Source organism: Microbacterium sp. GW823-FHT02G05 (assembly GCF_058797175.1).
Genome location: NZ_JBXAJK010000001.1, coordinates 1,940,388 through 1,960,047, shown reverse-complemented (window position 1 = coordinate 1,960,047; position 19,660 = coordinate 1,940,388). Strand labels below are relative to the sequence as shown.

At 69.0% G+C, this 19,660-nt stretch carries 14 protein-coding genes; 6 read left to right on the top strand and 8 right to left on the bottom strand.

Annotated elements, in window-relative coordinates; all coding sequences use genetic code 11:
• Nucleotides 1–6: 6 nt before the first annotated feature.
• A complete protein-coding gene (locus tag AC1REM_RS09550) occupies nt 7–1,104 on the bottom strand; it encodes a YlbL family protein (protein ID WP_492514406.1) in 1,098 nt (365 codons plus the stop codon).
• 120 nt (nt 1,105–1,224) lie between these two features.
• Between AC1REM_RS09550 and AC1REM_RS09545 the strand changes: the two genes are divergently transcribed.
• A complete protein-coding gene (locus AC1REM_RS09545) occupies nt 1,225–2,649 on the top strand; it encodes a zinc-dependent metalloprotease (protein ID WP_492514405.1) in 1,425 nt (474 codons plus the stop codon).
• Nucleotides 2,650–3,454: 805 nt separating this feature from the next.
• Here AC1REM_RS09545 and AC1REM_RS09540 read toward each other — a convergent pair.
• Both AC1REM_RS09540 and nudC read right to left on the bottom strand, forming a co-directional pair.
• On the bottom strand, nt 3,455–5,161 hold the full coding sequence (locus AC1REM_RS09540) for an ATP-dependent helicase (RefSeq protein ID WP_492514404.1): 1,707 nt from the start codon (nt 5,159–5,161) through the stop codon (nt 3,455–3,457).
• Nucleotides 5,158–6,045, bottom strand: a complete 888-nt coding sequence (gene nudC, locus AC1REM_RS09535; protein ID WP_492514403.1) for an NAD(+) diphosphatase — start codon at nt 6,043–6,045, stop codon at nt 5,158–5,160. Before nudC ends, AC1REM_RS09540 begins: the two co-directional genes overlap by 4 nt.
• 63 nt (nt 6,046–6,108) lie before the next feature.
• Between nudC and AC1REM_RS09530 the strand changes: the two genes are divergently transcribed.
• The gene (locus AC1REM_RS09530) at nt 6,109–7,491 is read left to right on the top strand and encodes a phosphotransferase (protein ID WP_492514402.1); all 1,383 of its coding nucleotides are present in this window, start codon (nt 6,109–6,111) and stop codon (nt 7,489–7,491) included.
• On the opposite strand, the gene AC1REM_RS09525 is transcribed toward AC1REM_RS09530, so the two are convergent.
• Nucleotides 7,437–10,922, bottom strand: coding sequence for an ATP-dependent DNA helicase (locus tag AC1REM_RS09525; protein WP_492514491.1), 3,486 nt, complete (start codon nt 10,920–10,922; stop codon nt 7,437–7,439). The two genes, AC1REM_RS09530 and AC1REM_RS09525, sit on opposite strands and share 55 nt — an antisense overlap.
• Nucleotides 10,923–10,924: 2 nt before the next feature.
• Nucleotides 10,925–14,179, bottom strand: a complete 3,255-nt coding sequence (locus AC1REM_RS09520; protein ID WP_492514401.1) for a UvrD-helicase domain-containing protein — start codon at nt 14,177–14,179, stop codon at nt 10,925–10,927.
• A gap of 126 nt (nt 14,180–14,305) precedes the next feature.
• On the opposite strand from AC1REM_RS09520, the gene AC1REM_RS09515 reads away from it, so the two are divergent.
• Nucleotides 14,306–14,530 (top strand): DUF3107 domain-containing protein, encoded by a 225-nt coding sequence (locus AC1REM_RS09515; protein WP_204939592.1) that lies wholly within the window; start codon nt 14,306–14,308, stop codon nt 14,528–14,530.
• A gap of 7 nt (nt 14,531–14,537) precedes the next feature.
• Entirely contained in the window at nt 14,538–14,825 is a 288-nt protein-coding gene (locus AC1REM_RS09510; RefSeq protein ID WP_492514400.1) for a hypothetical protein, read from the top strand.
• A gap of 12 nt (nt 14,826–14,837) precedes the next feature.
• Here AC1REM_RS09510 and AC1REM_RS09505 read toward each other — a convergent pair whose 3' ends face one another.
• A complete protein-coding gene (locus AC1REM_RS09505; RefSeq protein WP_492514399.1) occupies nt 14,838–15,554 on the bottom strand; it encodes a ferritin-like fold-containing protein in 717 nt (238 codons plus the stop codon).
• A 142-nt stretch (nt 15,555–15,696) separates the two neighbouring features.
• Here AC1REM_RS09505 and AC1REM_RS09500 point away from each other — a divergent pair, with 142 nt between their 5' ends.
• Nucleotides 15,697–17,196 carry a DEAD/DEAH box helicase gene (locus AC1REM_RS09500; RefSeq protein WP_492514398.1) on the top strand — a complete coding sequence of 500 codons (1,500 nt, stop codon included), beginning with the start codon at nt 15,697–15,699 and terminating at the stop codon, nt 17,194–17,196.
• 72 nt (nt 17,197–17,268) lie between these two features.
• Here the strand turns inward: AC1REM_RS09500 and AC1REM_RS09495 are convergent, their stop codons facing one another.
• Entirely contained in the window at nt 17,269–18,129 is an 861-nt protein-coding gene (locus AC1REM_RS09495; RefSeq protein ID WP_492514397.1) for a PHP domain-containing protein, read from the bottom strand.
• Between the two features lie 116 nt (nt 18,130–18,245).
• Here AC1REM_RS09495 and AC1REM_RS09490 point away from each other — a divergent pair, with 116 nt between their 5' ends.
• The gene (locus AC1REM_RS09490; protein ID WP_492514396.1) at nt 18,246–19,271 is read left to right on the top strand and encodes an endonuclease/exonuclease/phosphatase family protein; all 1,026 of its coding nucleotides are present in this window, start codon (nt 18,246–18,248) and stop codon (nt 19,269–19,271) included.
• Here the strand turns inward: AC1REM_RS09490 and AC1REM_RS09485 are convergent.
• The gene (locus tag AC1REM_RS09485) at nt 19,268–19,657 is read right to left on the bottom strand and encodes a DUF3054 domain-containing protein (protein ID WP_492514395.1); all 390 of its coding nucleotides are present in this window, start codon (nt 19,655–19,657) and stop codon (nt 19,268–19,270) included. The genes AC1REM_RS09490 and AC1REM_RS09485 overlap by 4 nt on opposite strands.
• Nucleotides 19,658–19,660: the final 3 nt, after the last annotated feature.

Sequence of the window (19,660 nt, the reverse complement as noted above, 5' to 3'; positions counted from 1 at the left end):
GTGAACCTACTTCGCCGTTGCCGCGCAGGTCGGCAGGTCGGCGACGTCACCACCCTCGGCGATGACCTCCAGCGCGTCCAGCGCATCATCCAGCGTCGCGGTCTTGACGACCTGAAGCCCATCCGGAACATGCCCTACGACCTCGGCGCAGTTGGCTTCCGGGGCGAAGAAGAAGGTCGCACCCGCGTCACGGGCACCGTACAGCTTCTGACGGATACCGCCGATCGGCCCCACGTCGCCCAGACCGTTGATCGTGCCGGTGCCGGCGACCTTCTCACCGCCGTTGAGCTCACCCGGAGTGAGGACGTCGATGATCCCGAGGGCGAACATGAGCCCGGCGCTCGGACCGCCGACGTTGTTGAGCTGCAGCGTCACATCGATCGGGAACTCGTACTCGAGGATGAGCGTGACCCCGATGAGCCAGGTCGTCGTGCCGTTCGCCTCACGCTTCTGCGGCGTGACCGTGACGGTCTGCTCCTCGTCATCGCGAACGACGGTGAGCGTGACCGCCTTGCCCTCGGCCTCCTGGATCTTCGCGCGCAGCGCATCCATGTCGGACACCGCAACGCCGTCGATCTCGGTGATCTGGTCGTCTGCCTCGAGTACCCCAGCAGAGGCTCCGTCGTCGAGCACCTCGACGACGGAGATCGTCGCCGGGACCTCTTCGCCGAGTTGGCGCAAGGCGGCGGCCGTCGCCTCGTGCTGGGAGTCGATCATCAGCATGGAGTTGCGCTGTTCGCGCTGCTCGCGCGTCACGCCCTCCGGGAAGACGCTCTCGATGGGGACGACGGCCTTGGAGGAATCGACCCAGGCGAGCGCGAGCTCGAACCACGACACCGGGCGCTCCCGGCTCCCGACGACCTGGACAGTGGTGAGGTCGAGCGCGCCATCGGTGGGAAACGTCTCCGCGTCATCGATCTGGATGAGCGGGATCTCTTCGCCGTCGGCGTCCAGAGCCGTGCCGAGAGTGTTGTAGACGGGCCCAGGCTTCTGGATCACGTAGGGAGTCGGCAGGAAGGTCAGTGCCACGAGGGCGACGAGTGCGATCGCGAGCGCGGTGAGTCCCACCTTTGTGCGACTGGCTTCGGTACGCGGCTGCGTCACGGGTGTCCTCCTGTGCTCGTTCGCGAGCGGCGTACAGCGATGCCCGCAGTTCACGGGCGTGATCGAAATCCTGCAACTAGCGTAGATCCCACGGCTATACACGCGCTGAGAGGGCCCGCCATGGCAGACAACGACCCGAACCCCGAAGACTTCCAAGAGTTCCTGCGCCGCATGTTCGAAGCATCCGGCGCCGATTTCGACCTGAGCGCACTGCAGAACATGGAGGGCCTGGAAGGACTGCGTCTGGACCCGGCGATGATGGCCGGATTCATGCAGCAGTTCCAGAAGGCCTTCAACGGCGACCCCTGGGATGCTGCGCAGCGCGCCGCTCTGCACATCGCCAACCGCGAAGGATTGGGCATCACCGATGGGAGCCGCCACTCGGTCGCGGATGCCTTCGGACTCGCGAATCTCTGGCTGAGCGAAGCCACGACGATCTCCGAGCTCGCCGAGCCCGCGCGCGTGATGACCCGCGGCGAATGGGTCGAACGCACGCTGCCCGTGTGGAAGGAGGTCGCCTCCCCCGTCTCGACCAGCATCGCCGACGCGCTGACCACTGCCCTCGACAGTCAGGTGCCCGACGACATGAAGGGCATGGTGCAGGGGGCAGGACGCCTGATGCGCGGATTGGGCGGATCCCTCTTCGCGGCCCAGTTCGGTCAGGTGCTCGGAAACCTGTCACTGGAGGTCGTGAGCGGCGGCGACGTGGGCATCCCGGTCCTGCCGCCGGGAACGGCGGCCGTGATCCCGCAGAACCTCGCGACGTTCGGCGAGGGACTCGAGATCCCCGAAGACCAGATCGCCCTGTATCTCGCCGCGCGCGAACTCGCCTACGCGCGGCTGTATCGCCACGCACGCTGGCTGCACCTGCACGTGATGAGCCAGATCACCGACTTCGCGCGGGGCGTCACCGTCGACGTGGATGCTCTCGAAGACCTGGCCGGTCGCCTCGACCCGAGCAACCCCGAGGAACTGCGCGCCGCGATCGAAGAGGGCGCGCTGCTGCCGGCGCAGAGCGACGCCCAGCGTGAGGCTCTCGAGCGCCTCGAGAACCTCATCGCCCTGATCGACGGATGGGTCGATGTGGTCACCACCGAGGCGACCGCTCGCCTGCCCGAGAGCGCGCGCATCGCCGAGTCCGCACGCCGCCGTCGTGCGGCGGGCGGCCCCGCCGAAGATGCCCTGGGGGCGCTCGTCGGCCTCAAGCTGCGTCCGCGCCGTCTGCGCGAAGCGTCCGCGATGTGGCGTGCGGTCACCGACGCGGTCGGCATCGCCGATCGCGACGCACTCTGGGACTATCCCGACCTCATGCCCACCGCGGAAGACATCGACAACCCCGAGGCACTCGTGGCGCGCCTGCAGGCGCACGCACGCGGCGAGCAGCCACAGCCCGACGAATTCGACGAGGCGCTTGCGCGATTGCTCGACGGCGACGACTTCTCCGCACCGTCAGGAGAGACGGATGCCGCACCGAACGATGCCACCAGCGGCGACTCCGACGCAGACACGGATGACGATTCCACGGGCGGCGAGCGCCCGGTCTGAGCACCGCTCGTCCGCGTCTTCTGCACGGGCGCCGGGTGACTGTCGGTTCTCCACGGATTCGTCCACGGAGAACCGACAGCACGCCTCTCCCGCGAGAATCGGGGCATGGATCTGCTGCGCCTCGACCCCGCACATCCGCCGCTCTGGCAAGACGGCGAGACGCTGCAGTTCGGCGTGGATGCCATCGTCACGCTGACGATCACCGAACCGTGGATGGACCGAATCGTCCTCGCACTCCGTGCGGGTGTTCGCCGGCGCGCTTTCGACGCAGTGGCGCATGAGCACGGAGCGCCCCGCGCGGCGGCACGCACCTTCCTCGCAGAGCTCACGCCCGTCCTCGCCGCAGAGCCCGCGCTGCCCCCGTCCGTGCGCGTCACGGCAGCCGACGACGTCGATGTCGCGACCGCCTATCGGCTCTGCGAGGCACTCGACGACGAAGGCATCCGCACAGACGCGAATGACGATGCCCCCACAGTTGCGCTCATCCTGTTCCACGGCGTCGCTGTCGCCACCCGCACCGCGACATTCCTGCAGAGCGAGCAGGCGCACCTGCCCATTGCGTTCGACGGCAACGGCGTGACGGCGGGGCCACTGGTGCGTCCCGGAGTCACACCCTGCCTTGTATGCCGTGATGGGCATGATCGCGACACGGTGCCGGGCTGGGCCGCGGTGCACACCCAGTTGATGTCACGCGCCCCCGAGATGATTCCGCTGCGTCACATCGTCGCCGCGGCCGCTGCCGTGGCCGAGCTCTTCGCCGCAGAAGGTGCGGCAGACGAGCTCACCGAGACGCGCAGCATCCGCATCAGAAGCGACGGCCACCGCGAATCGCGCGCGGTGCGCTTTCACGAAGAATGCCACTGCCGATCTCTCCCAGGAAGCGAGACGGTTCGCGCTCCCCTCGTCCTGCCGTGCGCGACCACGACAGCTCCAGCGTTCGCGCGGCTCGCGTGATGCCGACGTAGGCGAGGCGACGCTCCTCGTCGATCGCGTCGAAACCCTTGGCGTACGAGATCGGCAGCGCACCCTCGCCCCACCCCGCGAGGTAGACGTGCGGCCATTCCAACCCCTTCGCCGCGTGCAGCGTCGAGAGCGTCACCGTCTGCAGCGTGGGCTCGTGCTGGTCCTTCGCGCGGGCGAGCAGCTGATCGCTGAAGACGCGAAGAGTCATACCCTGCGGAGCTTCCTCCGCCAAGCGCAGCAGCGCGCGGCGTGCTTCCCACCCGTCGCGCAGCGCCCCTCCGGCCTCGGGCGGATCCTCGCGGAAGCCGAGGCTGCGCAGCACATCGCGCACCGTCGGCAGGAAACCAAGATCGTTCGGAGCAACGGCCGCGCCGCGCAACGCGAGGATCGCCTGACGGACCTCGGGCATATCGAAGAAGCGCTTGCCACCGAGGGTCGTCGTCGCGACCCCGGCTGCAGCGAGCGCAGACAACAGCACAGCGGACTGCGCATTCGCACGGTAGAGGACGGCGATGTCCTGCGGAGACTCGCCCTCTGCGATCCGCGCGGCGACGCGTCGAGCGATCCCCGCAGCCTCGTCGGTCTCGGTCTCGTAGGCGGTGACGAGCGGGGGCTCCGCCGCGGGGTGAGCACGAGCGGGCGTGAGTTCCAGCGCACCGGAGCGCCCGCGCATCAGCGCGTTCGCCGCCGCGAGCACGGGACCCGCAGAACGGTAGTTCGTCTCCAGACGCACGACCGTGGCATCCGGATAGCGTCGCTCGAACTCCAGCAGGTACTTCTGGTCGGCCCCCGCGAAGGAATAGATCGTCTGCGACGCATCCCCCACGACGCAGATGTCTTTGCGGTCGCCGAGCCACAGCTCCAGAAGCCTGTTCTGCAGAGGCGAGACATCCTGGTACTCATCCACCGTGAAGTGCCGGTACTGCTCGTGCACGGCAGCGGCGACTCGGGGCTCGGCCTCCAGCATCCCGGCGCAGGCCAGCAGGACATCCTCGAAATCCAGCTGGCGGCGCTCGTCCTTCAACGTCTCGTACGCGCGCATGATGTCGGCGAGCGTCGACGGCGGGAGCTTGCCCACGACGCGTCCCCGCCCGACGGCCTCATCGATCGACAGCATCGACACCTTGCGCCACTCGATCTCAGAGGCGATGTCACGCAGCGTCGCGGTGTCGGGACGCATCCGCAGGCTTTCGACAGCCTGGGCGAGCAGTCGCACCTTGTTGTCGACGATCGCCGGAGCAGGGGCGCCGGCGAGTGTCGGCCAGAAAAAGCCGAGCTGCGAGAGCGCTGCCGCGTGGAAGGTCCGCGCGGCCACGCCCTCCACACCGAGTCGACGCAGACGGCCACGCAGTTCGCCTGCCGCCTTCGCCGTGAACGTGACAGCCATGACGCGCGACGGCGTGTACGCACCCGTCTCCACGCCGTGGGCGATGCGATGCGTGATGACGCGGGTCTTTCCCGTCCCTGCACCGGCGAGCACGGCGACGGGACCGCGGAGCACAGATGCTGCTTCGCGCTGTCGTTCGTCCAGTCCATCCAGCGCGCTCATGCTCGTTCTTCGTACCATTCTCGGATCAGTCGGGAGGCGATGGAGGCGGAGCCAGGCAGACGGAAGTCCGCGTCGCCCGCGAGTGCGGTGCCGATCTCCGCGCGGGTGAACCACCGGGCATCCAGGATCTCCTCGCCGTCCCCGCGTGCCGTCGACTCATCCACGGCGATGGCCCGGAATCCGAGCATCAGCGAGCGCGGATAGGGCCAGGGCTGTGAAGCCCGATAGCGGATGTCACGGAGGCGCACACCCGCCTCTTCGAGGATCTCACGATGCACGGTCGATTCAAGCGACTCCCCCGCTTCGACGAATCCGGCGAAGCACGAATAGACGGCGCCGTGCCACTGGGCGTTCGCACCGAGGAGGAGGCGCTCACGGTCGGCGCTCTCCACTGCCACGATGACCGCAGGATCGGTGCGGGGAAAGTGCTCGCGTCCGCACTGCGGGCAGGAGCGTGCCCAGCCGGCCTGATGCACTGTCGTGCGCGTGCCGCACCCGACGCAGAACGGCGAGTCCCGCAACCATGCGCCCAGGGCGGCGGCCGTCACGAGGAGTTCACTGTGCTCGGTGCTGAGTCCGGGCGCGAGTTCTCGCACTCCCGCCCAGCGTGGCGCATCGTCGACTGCTGAGGGGTCGTCATCGGCGTCGGCGATCGCCGCGAGGAGCACGACCGTGCCGTCGGCGAGTGCCGCGAGAGCGGCCCATTCCGCATCGAGGTGCTCCGTCTCGGCGGTCGTCGCGAAACGGAGTCCGTCGCCGGCGGGAACCTGACCGTGACGCACGATCAGCACCTTCACCGAGGCGTCGGCGCGCAGTTCATCAATCAGATTCGGCTCGGCGCGTCGAGCGGCGAGCCGGTCGATCATCGGTGCCATTGCGGTCATCGACTCCCTCTCTCGCAGCGTGGCGTCGGCGATCGCGCCCTTCCACGCGCCTACCCTGGGGGCATGGCACGCTCACCTTTCACTCTAGCCGCGGCCGTCACCGCGGCGATGCCTGGAGCCGAGGTCGTCGGGGCTCGCGCTCTCACCGCGCACGGTGACGCGCGATTCGACTCCGCCGTCGCCTCGCTCGCGGACGGACGCGAAGTGGTGCTGAGAGCCGCGACCGACGAGGAGACCGCCGGCGAGCTCGCCGCGGAGAGCCTCGCGCTGCGTGCGCTGACCGCCGGCGCCCGCGAGATGCTTCCCTTCGACGCGCCCGAGTATCACGGGGAGGTGCGTGTCGGCGAGGCACGTGCGCTCGTAACCTCTCTGATCCGCGGTTTCCAGGTCGCCGAAGCCGACATCCCGGCGGGCCGCGGCGCCGCCGAGGCGATCGGTGCCGCGATCGCCGGCGTGCACGCGCTTCCCGCCTCGGTCGTCCGAGGTGCAGGGCTGTCCGAACGCACGCCCGCAGAGGTGCGGGCGGAGGTCCGCGAACTCGTCGACCGCGCCGCCGCGACGGGCCGCGTCTCGGCGCGACTCACGGTGCGCTGGCGTGAAGCCGTCGAGGCCGACGAGCTGTGGCATTTCGAGTCGACCGTCGTCCTCGGTGCCGCGCATGCCGCCTCCTTCGTCTTCGAGGACGATGAGCTCGTCGGCCCTCAGGTCGTCGGCGTGATCGGATGGCACGGACTGTCCATAGGCGACCCGGCGGCCGATCTGGCGTGGCTCTCCTCCGCCCCGGACGCAGCTGATTCCGTGCACCTCGGCTACGGTCGCAGCGCCCTGCGATCCCCGGACGCCGCGCTGCCGATCCGCGCGCGCCTGCTCGCCGAGTTGGAGTTCGCGCGCTGGCTCGTGCACGGCACGAAGACCCACCGTGCCGACATCGTGGACGACGCCGCAGCGCTTCTGGACGCACTCGCGGACGGTGTCCGCGATGAAGACCTGCTTCCCCGTGCCAGACGCACGAGCGACGTCGATGAGGCGATGAGCGCTCTCGACAGCGTCCCCGCGCACGCCGCACCCGCGGCGGACACGTCGATGCACACCGATGCCTACGACCCGGGTGAGTTCTACGGCGCGGACACCCGCGGCTACGGCGTCGGCGCATCCGAGCCGGAGGATGGTGCGGACGACACCGCAACGACCGCCGCCCAGCCGCGCCTGTTCGACCCCGAGGACCCCGACGTCGAGGAGGCGGCCGCAGACGACACCTCCGCGAGGGATGTCTCCGCGGACGACGACCTGGCGACCGGAGCCATCGACCTGCCCGAACCGTCCATGCTCATCGAGGACGTCGCCGCACACACTGAGGCGCAACAGCACCGGGCCGCCGAGGAAGAAGACGCTCAGCGCGCCGCGCGCGCGGCGTTCCAGCGCTGGACCAATTCCTCCTCCGAGTAGACCCGCTCATCGCGGATCACGAGATCGTCCGCGACATAGAAGAGCGCCACGTCGATGTCTTCCAGTGGCACCCCGTACATGCGGTGGTACGCGAGGCGATACAGCGCAAGCTGCAGCATCCGCTCCTCGCGCTCCTTCGCCGTCGCCGGTGGTCGCCCGGTCTTCCAGTCGACGATCTCGATGCGCCCACCTCGGTCCGCGCGACGGTAGACCGCATCGAGTTTGCAGATCACGATGTGCCCGGCGTCGCCGAGGGAGAAGTTGATCTCGATCTCGACGGCCTCGGGACGCAGCGCGCCCCATTCGCTCCGCTCGAAAATCGTCTGCAGCGTGGCAAGGTCGGCCGCATCGGCCGCCGAGGCATCGGCAGCGAACACTCCCTGATCGTCGGGTGCTTCTTCATCGACGTCCCAGAGCGCCTCGTCGATGCGGGTGCCCGTGCCGACCAGGTCGGAGCGATGCTCGACCCATGCGTGGAACAGGGTCCCGAGTCGAGTCTGCCGGTACGGCCGCTCGGGCATGGGCCGAACAATCGCCGACAGCGTGCCCTCGAAGTCGGTGATGTAGTCCTTGAAGCGCGACGCCTGCACGCGTGTCGGCGCCGGGACATCAGCGCCGCGTAGACGGGCCGCACGCTCCTGCAGGAGCCGGGCGATCTCTTCCGTGGGCTCGAGTGGTCGCGACGCGGAGGCTACGGCGCGCACCGCTTCTGCGGCGGCCATGACGACGCCGCGACGCCCGCCGAGAGGATCCTGGGGCCAGCTCAGCGTGGCACCGGGTCCGTCATAGGGGTTCTCGTCTTTGTCGACCGCCGGAATCGGATCGAGACCGAGCACCTCCTGCGCCTCTTCCAGGTAGGGGCTCGCCGCTCGCGGCGACTTCTGTCCCGCCCAGTGGGCACCGCTCAGCAGCAGGTGCGTGCGCGCGCGAGTGACCGCGACGTACGCGAGTCGACGCTCCTCCTGCTGCTGGTACTCGCGGTAGGCGTCCTTGAAGCGCTTGAGCGCGCCGCCCTGCGGGTTCGCCTTCGTCGCGCCCCCCGAGAGCGAGGACTGCGCGCGCTTCTGGCGTCTGCCCTCGTCGATCTCATCGCCCATCTCTGCATGAGGATCCCACTCGAACCGGGGCAGCGCGTCGCGGTCGCCGCGCAGCGCGAACGGCACGACGCCGAAGCCGAACCATCCCGCGGTGTCGGAGGTGCGGCTGGGGAGCTCATCTGCGACGAGACGCACGACGGCGACCGCGTCCCACTCCAGTCCCTTCGAGCCGTGAATCGTCAGCAGCTGCACGACTCCGGGCTCGGGAGGCTCGGGGCGCGGCATGAGCTCGTCGCTGCTCTCCGCCTTGTCGAGCCAGGCCAGCAGACTGCCGATCGAACCACGATCATCCGCGGCGAGGAATGTGCGCACCTCGTCCGAGAACGCCCGCAGCTGCGTCGCGGCGACGCGAGCCGGCCCTCGTGTCTCGTTCACGGCGAGTTCGATGTCCAGCCGCAGCTCGATCTCGATGAGTCGCAGCAGCTCCGGGATCGGCTGCGACGCCGCCCGCCGCAGCCGTTCCAGCATCTCCCCCGCGGCGCGCACCCGGGCACGCCCCTCCGGGGTGATGTTCTCCAGCAGGCGGTAGTCGTCGCGCACCGCGCGGACCACATCCACCGCATCGATGATGGAGACGGCCTCATCCGCTCCGCGCGAGGACCGCACGCGCGCCAGCAATTCGTCCGGCAGGGGCGTCATGGCGGGGTCGCGCGTCGCGAGCGTCCGTCCGAGGTCGTAGAGCGCGGCCATGTCGGCCACGCCGATGCGAAAGCGCGGACCGGTGAGGAGGCGGATGAGCGCGGAACCGGCGGTCGGATCGTGCACGACGCGCAACGTCGAGACGACGTCGACCACCTCGGGTGTCGCGAGCAGGCCTCCGAGACCGAGGATGCGATGCGGGATGCCGCGCGCGGCGAGCGCCGCCGCGAAGGTCTGCATGTGCTTCTTCGAGCGGAACAGCAGCGCTCCGGTGTGCGGGCGCCCGGCGCGGACAGCATCATGCGATTCACGGCGCGCGGCGAACCACTCCGCCACCTCGTCGGCCTCGTCGTCCACCGTGAAGGCGAAGCGCACATCCACCGCCCCCTCATCGGCCCCCGGACGCGGATCGAGCGGCGGCACGTCGAGCCCGGGCCGTTGCAGCGGCTCCAGCACACGATTGGCGATGTCGAGGATGCGTCGGTCGTTGCGCCAGCTCGTCATCAGGCTGTACGTCTGCGCGGAGCCGTCTGCCGAGAAGGCTCGGGAGAAGGCGTAGAGGTTGTCGGCGCTCGCCCCGCGCCATCCGTAGATCGACTGGTGGGGGTCGCCGACCGCCATGACGGCGGAGTCGCGGAACAGCTCTGCCAGGAACTGCGTCTGGATGACCGAGGTGTCCTGATACTCGTCGAGCAGCACCACGCGATGCTGCTCGCGCAGTTCGGCACGCACGTCGGGCGCGGACTCGACGATGTCATAGGCACCGCTGACCTGATCGGCGAAGTCCAAGACGCCGCGGCGCTGCTTCTCTGCGACGTACGACCGCACGAGCTGGGACAGTGTCGACAGGCTCAGGAGGTTCGCACTCGCCTTGTCGACATCGCCGTTGCTGCGATAAGGCTCGAACTCTCGAGCCTGCGCGGCGGCGAGCGCCACGGCACGGTCGAGATCGACACGGTGATCGAGCGCCTCGCCCGCGAGCTTCTGCACCGCATCGATCACGGTGCCGAGTGAGTACTCGATCTCTTCGAGCTCAGGCAGATCCGCGCGCAGCACGACATCGCGGGCCAGCATCCAGGACGCCGCCTGGCTCAGCATCGCCACATCGGGGTCGCGCCCGATGCGCGCGGCGTGCTCGCGGACTATGCCGTCGGCGAACGCGTTGTAGGTCGACACGCGGGGGCGGATCATAATCTCTTCCGCTGTGCGCGGTGCGGTCGGGTCCCACCCCGTCGCGTAGCTTTCGGCCAGCTCGTCGAGCACGTGCGTGCGCACGAGTTCGCGTTGCCGCCCGGGGGCCGCATCATCGACCCGGCGCAACGCACCCGAGGCCACGATCTCTGCCAGGTGCGGGAGCAGCCCACGATGCCCGAACTCATCGATAACTCTCAGCCGGGCGGCGATGCGCTCGGACAGTTCGCCTGCGGCCTTGCGGGTGAAGGTGAGGCCGAGGATCTCATCCCGGCGCACATGACCGTTGGCGACGAGCCAGACGACTCGCCCCGACATCGTCTCGGTCTTGCCGCTTCCCGCCCCGGCGACGACAAGCGCCGGTGCCGGAGGCGCCTCGATGACCCGCTGCTGCGCCGGCGTGGGCGAAGGCTGTGAGAGGGCCGCAGCGACATCGGTCGCGGACAGGGCCAGGGTTCCCGGCCACTGCGTCAGGCCGATGTGATCGTGCACCGTCTCGAGCATGCTCATGCGCTCACCGCAGGAACGGTGTGGATACGGCACGCCTTCGTGTGACCCTGCGTATCGGCGCAGTGCGCCTCGACCTGCGCGGTGAAGCTCGCAGCGGACATGCCGCGGGCAGCGTCGGCCACGCGACGCAGGAAGAGCGCGCGTTCGTCGTCGTCGAGCGTGTGCTGGTGGGCGATCCGGTAGTCGCTCTTCGCGAGTGTCTTCGAGACGATCGCGAGGCGCGCCCCGGCGAGCGCCTCGGGCGCCGCGCCGTCGACGAGTCCCTGCTGCACCGCGATCTGGTACGCCGCGAGCTGGGCATGCTCACGCACCAGCCCGTCGGACTCCGGGTCGCGCTTGCCCGTCTTCAGATCCACCACGACTACTCTCTCGCCCGGCACCGACATCTTCTCCCATCCGCGTCCGCGGGCGTTCGCATGCTCCCCAGCGTCCCGCGGGTACACCTCGACGCGGTCGATGTAGCCGTGCACGATCGCCTGGCCCGATGCGTCTTCGCCGACCGGATGCGCTTCCGCCGCAGCATCCGTCTGCTCGTCGTCGGGAACGTCGACCGCGAATCGGAACTCGACCTCGCTCGCGAGCGCCCGGCCACCGTCGTCGATGACCGCGCGCAGATACGCGTGCAGCCGTTCGATGTAGAGGTCGGCGCGACGCCGCTCCTTGTTGCCGATCCACTCGGTCTCGAAGTCGAGCTCGGGCCAGTGCTCGGCGAGGATGCGCTGCATCTCGGCGAGGTCGCCCTCGGGAACGCGCTCCATCGCCTCGTGCACGATCGTGCCGATTCCCGCGGTCGGTGGCAGCACGGTGTCTCCGCCGAGCGCGGACACGACCCAGTTCAGGCCGCACTCCTCGAAGGACTCCAGCTTCGACGGCGACACCCGGGCGCTGTACCGTGAGAGGTCGCGCAGCGGCGCATTTGTGGATGCGGCAGCGACGCCATACCAGTCCTCAGGGTCGGCACCCGGCACGTCTTCCCGGACGAGAACGACGAGCTGCGCTGCCGCCTCTGCCCGCAGTGCATCGTTCGCGGGCGTGCCTGCGGGCACCGCCGTGAGCACACGCCGATAGCGTGCCACCAGGCCGCGCAGGGTGAGCGGGTGCTCCGCCGAGGCGTGGCGCTCGGGCGGATCCGGCTGCGGCAGAAAGGCGAAGAACGGGCTCGGGGTGAGGTCATCGTCGTCGACCGCCGTGATCAGCAGACGCGACCGTGCACGGGACACGGCCCGCACGAACAGGCGCAGTTCATCGTGCAAGGCCCCGCGGCGTCGATCGACGACGCCCAGGTCTTCGGCAGGCGCGCCACCGCGTGCAGCGAGGATCGCATCCGCGAGACGCCAGGTCTGGAGCATGCCCCCGCGCAGGCGCACGTTCGGCCAGATGCGGTCCTGCACTCCGGCCACGACCACGCCGTCGAACTCGGTGCCCAGTGCCGTCGCGGGCGTCAGCAGGGTCACTCTGCCCGGTCGATCGGGCGCGGACAGCGAGTCTTCGGGAACCTCGCTGTCGAGGATGTCATGTACGAAGGCGTCGGGTTTCTCGTTCGGCGTGCGCTCCACGAAGCGCTTCGCCGCATCGAACAGGGACACGAGGGCATCGAGTGCCGCCGCGGTCTCGGCTCCGGTGGCTTTGAGGGATGCCTCACGCCACGCGATCTGCAAGCTGCGGCCGTCGACCGCACGCGCACGGTCCCACAGCCGCCAGAGCAGATCGTGGATCGTCTCCCCCTCGGCAGCCCCCGCGGCGAGCGCCTGAACCGTCTCTGCGAAGCGGCCGGCGACGCGTGATTCGGGGGCGTCGATGAGGAGGAAGTGCGCGGGGGCGGCCATCGCCTGCCGCAGAAGCTCGCGCGCCGGTGTCGCCCCGCCGTCGGCGAGCTCGAGGTGGCGCAGACGCGCCCGCAGACGGCGAAGGCCGATCGCGTCCATCCCCCCGAACGGGGTGAGCAGGGCCTCTTCCCAGAGCGGGGCCGTGCGCTCCTCCGCCGGCATCAGGGCCAGCCGCACGATGCCCACGATGTCACGCACGACGCCCTCGCTGCCCAGGGGACGCTGCACGCCGGCCGCGCGCGTGGGAATCTCTCGTGCTGCGAGTTCGGTCTCGAGCATGGTGATCTGACGAGTGTCGTGAGCGATCACGGCCATCTGATCCCAGGGCATGTCGGCGTTCAGATGCCAGTCCCGCAGGAACCCTGCGATCCGGTCGAATTCTTCATGCGGAGAAGGGGCGATGAACGTGGTGACCGCGGCATTCTCATCATCGTCGACCGGCAGCGGCGCGCGGCGATGATCGACCCGACCGGCGACACCGATCGTCTGGGTGATCGTGCGGGTGAGCGCCGTGAGCGCGGCGTTCTGTCGATGCGGCGCATCCAGTACGAGCACGTCGCCCAGCGCACCGGCGAGCTCGGCGAACAGCTCGGCACTCGCACCGCGAAACGCTCCGGAGGAGATGTCGGGGTCGCCGAAGGCCAGCACGGCGACGCCCCGCGACCGCAGGGCGCGCACGATCGCGATGCCGCCCCTCGTGAGCTCTTGCGCATCATCGATGAGCACGACGCGCAGGTGGGCAAGCGGGCCCAGCGTGGCAGCATCCGCCCGCTGGAGAATCGCCGCGGCCTCAGCAAGCAGTTCACTCGCGTCGCGGTGATCGACGCGGAGTCCGGCGAGCACGGCGTGATAGTCGGTCATGAAATCTGCCGCGGCCGTCCACACCGGATCGTCGAGCGCCCGCAGTTCGTGCGCATCGGCCCCCAGCTCGGTGCACGCGGCGAGGAAGGCGCGCAGCTCGGAGCGGAAGCCGCGCGATGCCCGTACGGGTGGGCTGAGTGCCTCGGGCCACGCGATGCGCTGGTCTTCGGCGTCACCGGCGAGAAGGTCCGCGATGATGCGGTCCTGATCGGCGCCGGTGAGCAGCGCGGGCGGCTCTGCGCCCTCGCGGACGACGGCTCCGCGCACGACTTGGAACGCGAACGAACCGAGCGAACGCGCCATCGCCCCCGGCGTCGCCTGCTCGATGCGCACGCCGATGCGGTCGCGCAGCGCGGTGGCGGCCTGTCGGCTCGGAGTGAGCGCCAGCACTTCTTCGGGTGCCAGTCCGAAAGAGCCCAACAGGTGCACGATGCGCTCGATCAGAGCCGCGGTCTTTCCTGTTCCGGGTGCGCCGATGACAACTGCCGAGGACGTCACTGGCGCCTCGGTGACACGACGCTGAGCGGCATCCACGATCACGTACTCCACGGTAGTCGCGGACACCGACATTGCCGCAGGGCGCCCCTCCGGCCGTTCGCCCTCAGCGTTCACGGACTCCGCCGCACTCGGCTCGCCCGCCGACGGTCAGCGATAGAGTGGCGTCACAACTGATCTGCAAGGAGTAGGCGCGTGGAAATCCGCATCGGCATCATCAACACCGGCCGCGAACTGAGCTTTGAGACCCACACGGCAGCAGACGAGATCCGCGGACTCGTCACGTCTGCCCTCGAGCAGAGCACCCCCATCGTCAGCTTCACCGATGTGAAGGGCAACTCCTTCATCGTTCCGACCGCCAACATCGGCTACGTCGAGCTGGGCACCGAAGAATCCCGCCGCATCGGCTTCGTCGGCTGACACCTCGATGTTCATCCTTCTCGCGGTCATCGCCGCCTGCGCCCTCGCCATCGCCGTGCACTTCCTGCTGCCCGATCGCGAACTGCGGGGCGTGGCGGTGGTGCCCGCGATCGCGACCGTCGCCGCAGCGCTCGTCTACACCGGCCTGCAGTGGGCAGGCGTCGCGGAGGACGACTTCTGGCTGTGGCTCGCGTCGATCGGCGGCGGGCTGGCACTCAGCGCGATCGCCGGTGCGCTGCTCACGGCACAGCGACGCCGGACGGACGCCACAGAGCGCAGCGCACTCGGCATCTAGACCGGATCGCCTCTACGCGGCGAGTCCCATCGCATCCATGCGGCGTGCGTGCGCACCCATGAGCTCGGTGAATACCGGCTCAACGCGCTTCTCATCGTCGATCGCCAGCGGTCCCGGTCGCAGCGCGGCGCGCGCGACGAGGATCGTGTCGCCGACGAGGCGGCGGGCCCACATCGACAGCAGCGAGCGCCATTCCTCGTCGCTCGTGATCGTCGCCTGGACGATCTCGACGATCTCGTGGGTCTCGTCGTCCGCCGAGAGGATCTCGACCACACGGGCACCGACGTCACCGTAGCTGGAGGCCACAGCGCGGTAGAAGTCGTCGAGCATCCCCGCCGTGATGTACACAGCGAGCAGCGTCTCGCGCGGGCGCACGCCGATCGTCTTGCGGCGGAAAGCATCGAGCTGCTCACGGAACGGCAGCATGATGTGGGTCGGGTCGTCGCCGCGACTGCGGATGATCTCGACGATCTCGCGATGCTTGGTCAGTGCCGCTCCCGCCGCGCGGGACAGCGCTTCCTTCTCGGAGAGCTCCGGCGTGCCGCGGATCAGGCGGGTGAGCGTCTCGAAATAGCCCAGCTGCAGATACGCGGCCTGCCCGAGGAACGTGTCGAGTTCCGGGGCGAGCTCGGCGAAATCCACGCGCGTCGCATCCCCCAGATCGCCTCGCGATCGGAGCGCCAGAGTACGCTTGGGCGCCTTGTCGCGCTGCCAGAACCACCTCACCACGCGATCAGCCTACCGTGCGGCCGTGTGGCGCTCGGGTAGGATTGCCCTGCTCCGGCATCGGATCGGAGCCCCCGCGCCTGAGCTTCGAAACGGCGTGGATTCGTATCGAGGCGGCTTCGCGGCCGCCGGACAGGCAACCATAGTGACGACTTTCGCCGATCTCGGCATTGATCAAGACATCGTCGACGCACTCGCGTCCAAGGGCATCGTGGATGCCTTCCCCATTCAAGAACAGACCATCCCGCTGGGCCTGCCCGGCCAGGACATCATCGGCCAGGCCAAGACCGGCACTGGCAAGACCTTCGGTTTCGGCATTCCCGTCGTGCAGCGTCTCGGCCAGAACCCGGAGCCTGGCGTCAAGGCGCTCATCGTCGTTCCGACCCGTGAGCTCGCGGTGCAGGTTTACGAAGACATGGACCTGCTGACCTCGGGCCGCTCGACGAGCGTCGTCGCGATTTACGGCGGCAAGGCCTACGAGGGTCAGATCGACCAGCTCAAGGCCGGCGCACAAATCGTCGTCGGCACCCCGGGTCGTCTGATCGATCTCGCGGGTCAGCGTCTGCTCGACCTCTCGAACGCGACAGAGGTCGTGCTCGACGAGGCCGACAAGATGCTCGACCTCGGTTTCCTCGCCGACATCGAGAAGATCTTCCAGAAGGTGCCGGCTGTGCGCCACACCCAGCTGTTCTCGGCGACGATGCCCGGCCCCATCGTCGCGCTTGCTCGCCGATTCATGACGAACCCGGTGCACATCCGCGCGAACGACCCGGACGAGGGTCTGACGCAGGCGAACATCCAGCACCTCATCTACCGGGCGCACTCCCTCGACAAGGACGAGGTCATCGCGCGCATCCTGCAGGCGGAGGGGCGCGGCAAGACCGTGATCTTCACACGCACGAAGCGCGCCGCACAGCGCCTGGTCGACGAGCTCAGCGACCGCGGCTTCAACGTCGGCGGCGTGCACGGCGACATGGGCCAGGATCAGCGCGAGCGCTCGATGGCCGCGTTCAAGGCCGGGAAGAAGGACGTTCTGGTCGCGACAGACGTCGCCGCCCGCGGTATCGACGTCGATGACGTCACCCACGTCATCAACCACACGATCCCCGACGAGGAGAAAACGTACCTGCACCGCGCCGGCCGCACAGGCCGCGCCGGCCGCACCGGTATCGCGGTCACGTTCGTCGACTGGGATGACCTGCACAAGTGGGCGCTCATCAACCGCGCTCTCGAGTTCGGTCAGCCCGAGCCGACCGAGACCTACTCGTCGAGCCCGCACCTGTACACCGATCTGAACATCCCGGCTGGCACGAAGGGCCGTCTGGTCACCGCACCGAAGGCGCAGGCCCCGAAGGCTCCCCGTCCGGCTCGTGCCGCGGATGCCGCCGCTGAGGGTGCTGGCGAAGAGCGCACGCGCCGTCGCCGCCGCCGCCGCACCGCGGAGAAGGTCGGCTCGACCTTTGCCGAGGGCGCTGAGGCACCCACGAACGCGGATGCGGCGCCCGCCGCCGCCCGCGACGACGACGGCGCCGGCACTCATGACGGCAAGGGCAGCGAGCACCACGACGGCAATGCCGCACCCCAGCGTCGCCGTCGCCGCCGTCGCCGTGGCGGCGCGGACGGCGCAGCACCCGTGGGTGCCTGACCCGAGTACACAACGAAGAAGGGGAGCGAATGCTGCGCAGCATCCGCTCCCCTTCTTCGTCCCAGCGAGGTGTCAGCGCGCCCGCGCGATGAGCCTCGCCAGCATGTCTTCGCTTGTGCGGTTCTCGCCCGGAAGGTTCGGCTTTCCCGCGCCGTGGTAGTCACTGGAGCCTGTGACGATCAGATCGTGTCGGTCGATGAGGCTCTGCAGCCATTCACGCCCGGCGCGGGTGTTCTCACGGTGGTCGCGTTCCAGGCCTGCGAGGCCCGCCTCGATGAGCCGCTCGATGAGCGTCTCAGGCATGCGCTGACGCTCACCCGTGGCGGGGTGCGCGATGATCGACACTCCCCCGGCCGCGGTGATCAGCTCGACGACGCGCAGCGGATCGGGCGCGTAGTGCCCCTCGAAGTACCCCGCACGCGGGTGCAGGATGCTGTCGAAGGCCTCGACACGGTCACGGACGATGCCTCGGGCGACGAGAGCATCCGCGATGTGCGGGCGCCCCACCGTGGCATCCCCCCGACGCTGCTCGAGCACGTCGTCCCAGTGCAGCGGATAGTCACGCCCGATGTTTCGGACGATCCGCTCGGCACGACCGACCCGATCTTCCCGAACGCGCTCGAGCTCCGCGACGAGTTCGGGATGCGTCGGGTCGAAGAGGTACGCCAGGACATGCACGCTGCGCCAGCCGTCGCGGGCAGACATCTCCATGCCGGGGATGAACGTCATGTCCAGAGCAGCCGCCTCCTGCGCCGCCTCTTCCCATCCGACCGTCGTGTCATGGTCGGTGAGCGCGAGCGTGCGGACACCATGGGCGTGCGCCTGGCGGACGACGTCCGCGGGCGTCTCGGTGCCGTCGGAGCGGTTCGAGTGCAGGTGCAGATCGATCGGTCCGCGGATGCGGGGGGCGGCCGAATCTGCGTGCATGGTCATCCTTCGAGCGTAGCGAGCGAAGAGACGCCCACGGTCGCATCCGCGCACCGCGTTTCCCAGCTGGGTCAATGACGCACGCCAGAGCCTTCCCAGCCGGCTCCCCTAGGCTCGAAAGCGTGTTTCGACTTCTGGGCGTGCTGCTGACCGTGCTGTTCGCGATCGCAACGGCGATCGTGACCTGGCCGCAGTTCTTCCGCCTGGAACAGAGCTTCCCGTTCGCCCAGCTCGTCGCGGTGCGCGGCTGGCTGGTCGTCGGATTCGCACTCGTTCTCGTGCTGGCACTGCTGCTGAGCATCTCCCGACGGATGCGAGGGTTCGCCGCCTCGATCGCGATCATCGCCCTTCTCGGCGGGGGCGCGTCAGCCGTGATCGGAGTGACGCGCGGCATCGGCCCCGGAGAGATGCCGGAGCCGACCGAAGCCAGCATCCGCGTCATGACCTGGAACACCGCCGGTGAAGCGGTGTCCGCCGAGCGCATCGCCCAGGAGATCGTCTCCAACGGCGCCGACATCGTCACGCTGCCCGAGACCTCGGAGGAGGTCGGCGAGCGCATCGCGCTGATGATGCGCGAGCAGGGGCAGCCCATGTGGGTGCACCATGTCCAGTTCAATCCCGAGGTGACCAACGGCCCGCAGTCCTGGTTCACGACGATCCTCATCTCGCCGGAACTGGGCGACTACTCCGTGATCCCCTCCTCGACGGATGGCACGAGCAACACCGGCTCGGTGCCGAGCGCGGTGGTCATGCCGATCGACGGTCACGGTCCGACCGTCGTGGCGGTGCACGCGGTCGCGCCGCGTCCCGACGACATGGACCAGTGGCGCAGTGATCTCCAGTGGGTGGCCGACCAGTGCCCCGGCGGCAATGTGATCCTGGCCGGCGACTTCAATGCGACGCTCGACCACATGAGCGGCCTCGGCGTCGACGGCGGCGACATGGGCGCCTGTCGCGACGCGGCGGCGCGCACGGGCAACGGCCTCTCGGGAACCTGGCCCGCCAGCATCCCGGCCCTCGCAGGATCCCCGATCGACCACATCATGGCGACGCCCAACTGGACCCCGACCGGTTCGCACGTGCTCAGCAGCGCCGATTCGCGCAGCGACCATCGCGCGGTCGTCGTGCAGTACGAGCCCGCGGGCTAGCGCGTCGACGCCGCGCGGCGGCTGCGGATGAGCGTCGCGACCAGACGTGAGCCGACGAGCAGGATCAGCAGCGTGAGAGTGGCGACGATGACGAACGGCAGCGCGGTTCCGGCTCCGGTGACGGCGCGCAGCAGCATGCCTCCGGCGACGGTGATGATCCACAGCGGAACCCCGGTGCGCAGCACCGCGTCCGGAGCGCGCCACGCGCGCAGCGCGAGCCATCCGATTCCCCACGCGACAAGGAACGGCCAGGCCGTCTCGAGAATGCCCAGGGCCGACAGACCCCGCTCGTGACTGGCGCGCCCGATCGTCGCGAAGATCAGCACGAGAACGACGTCGATGCCCGCCATGAGCGCGGCGGACGTGCGACGGAAGTGGGAAGTCATGAT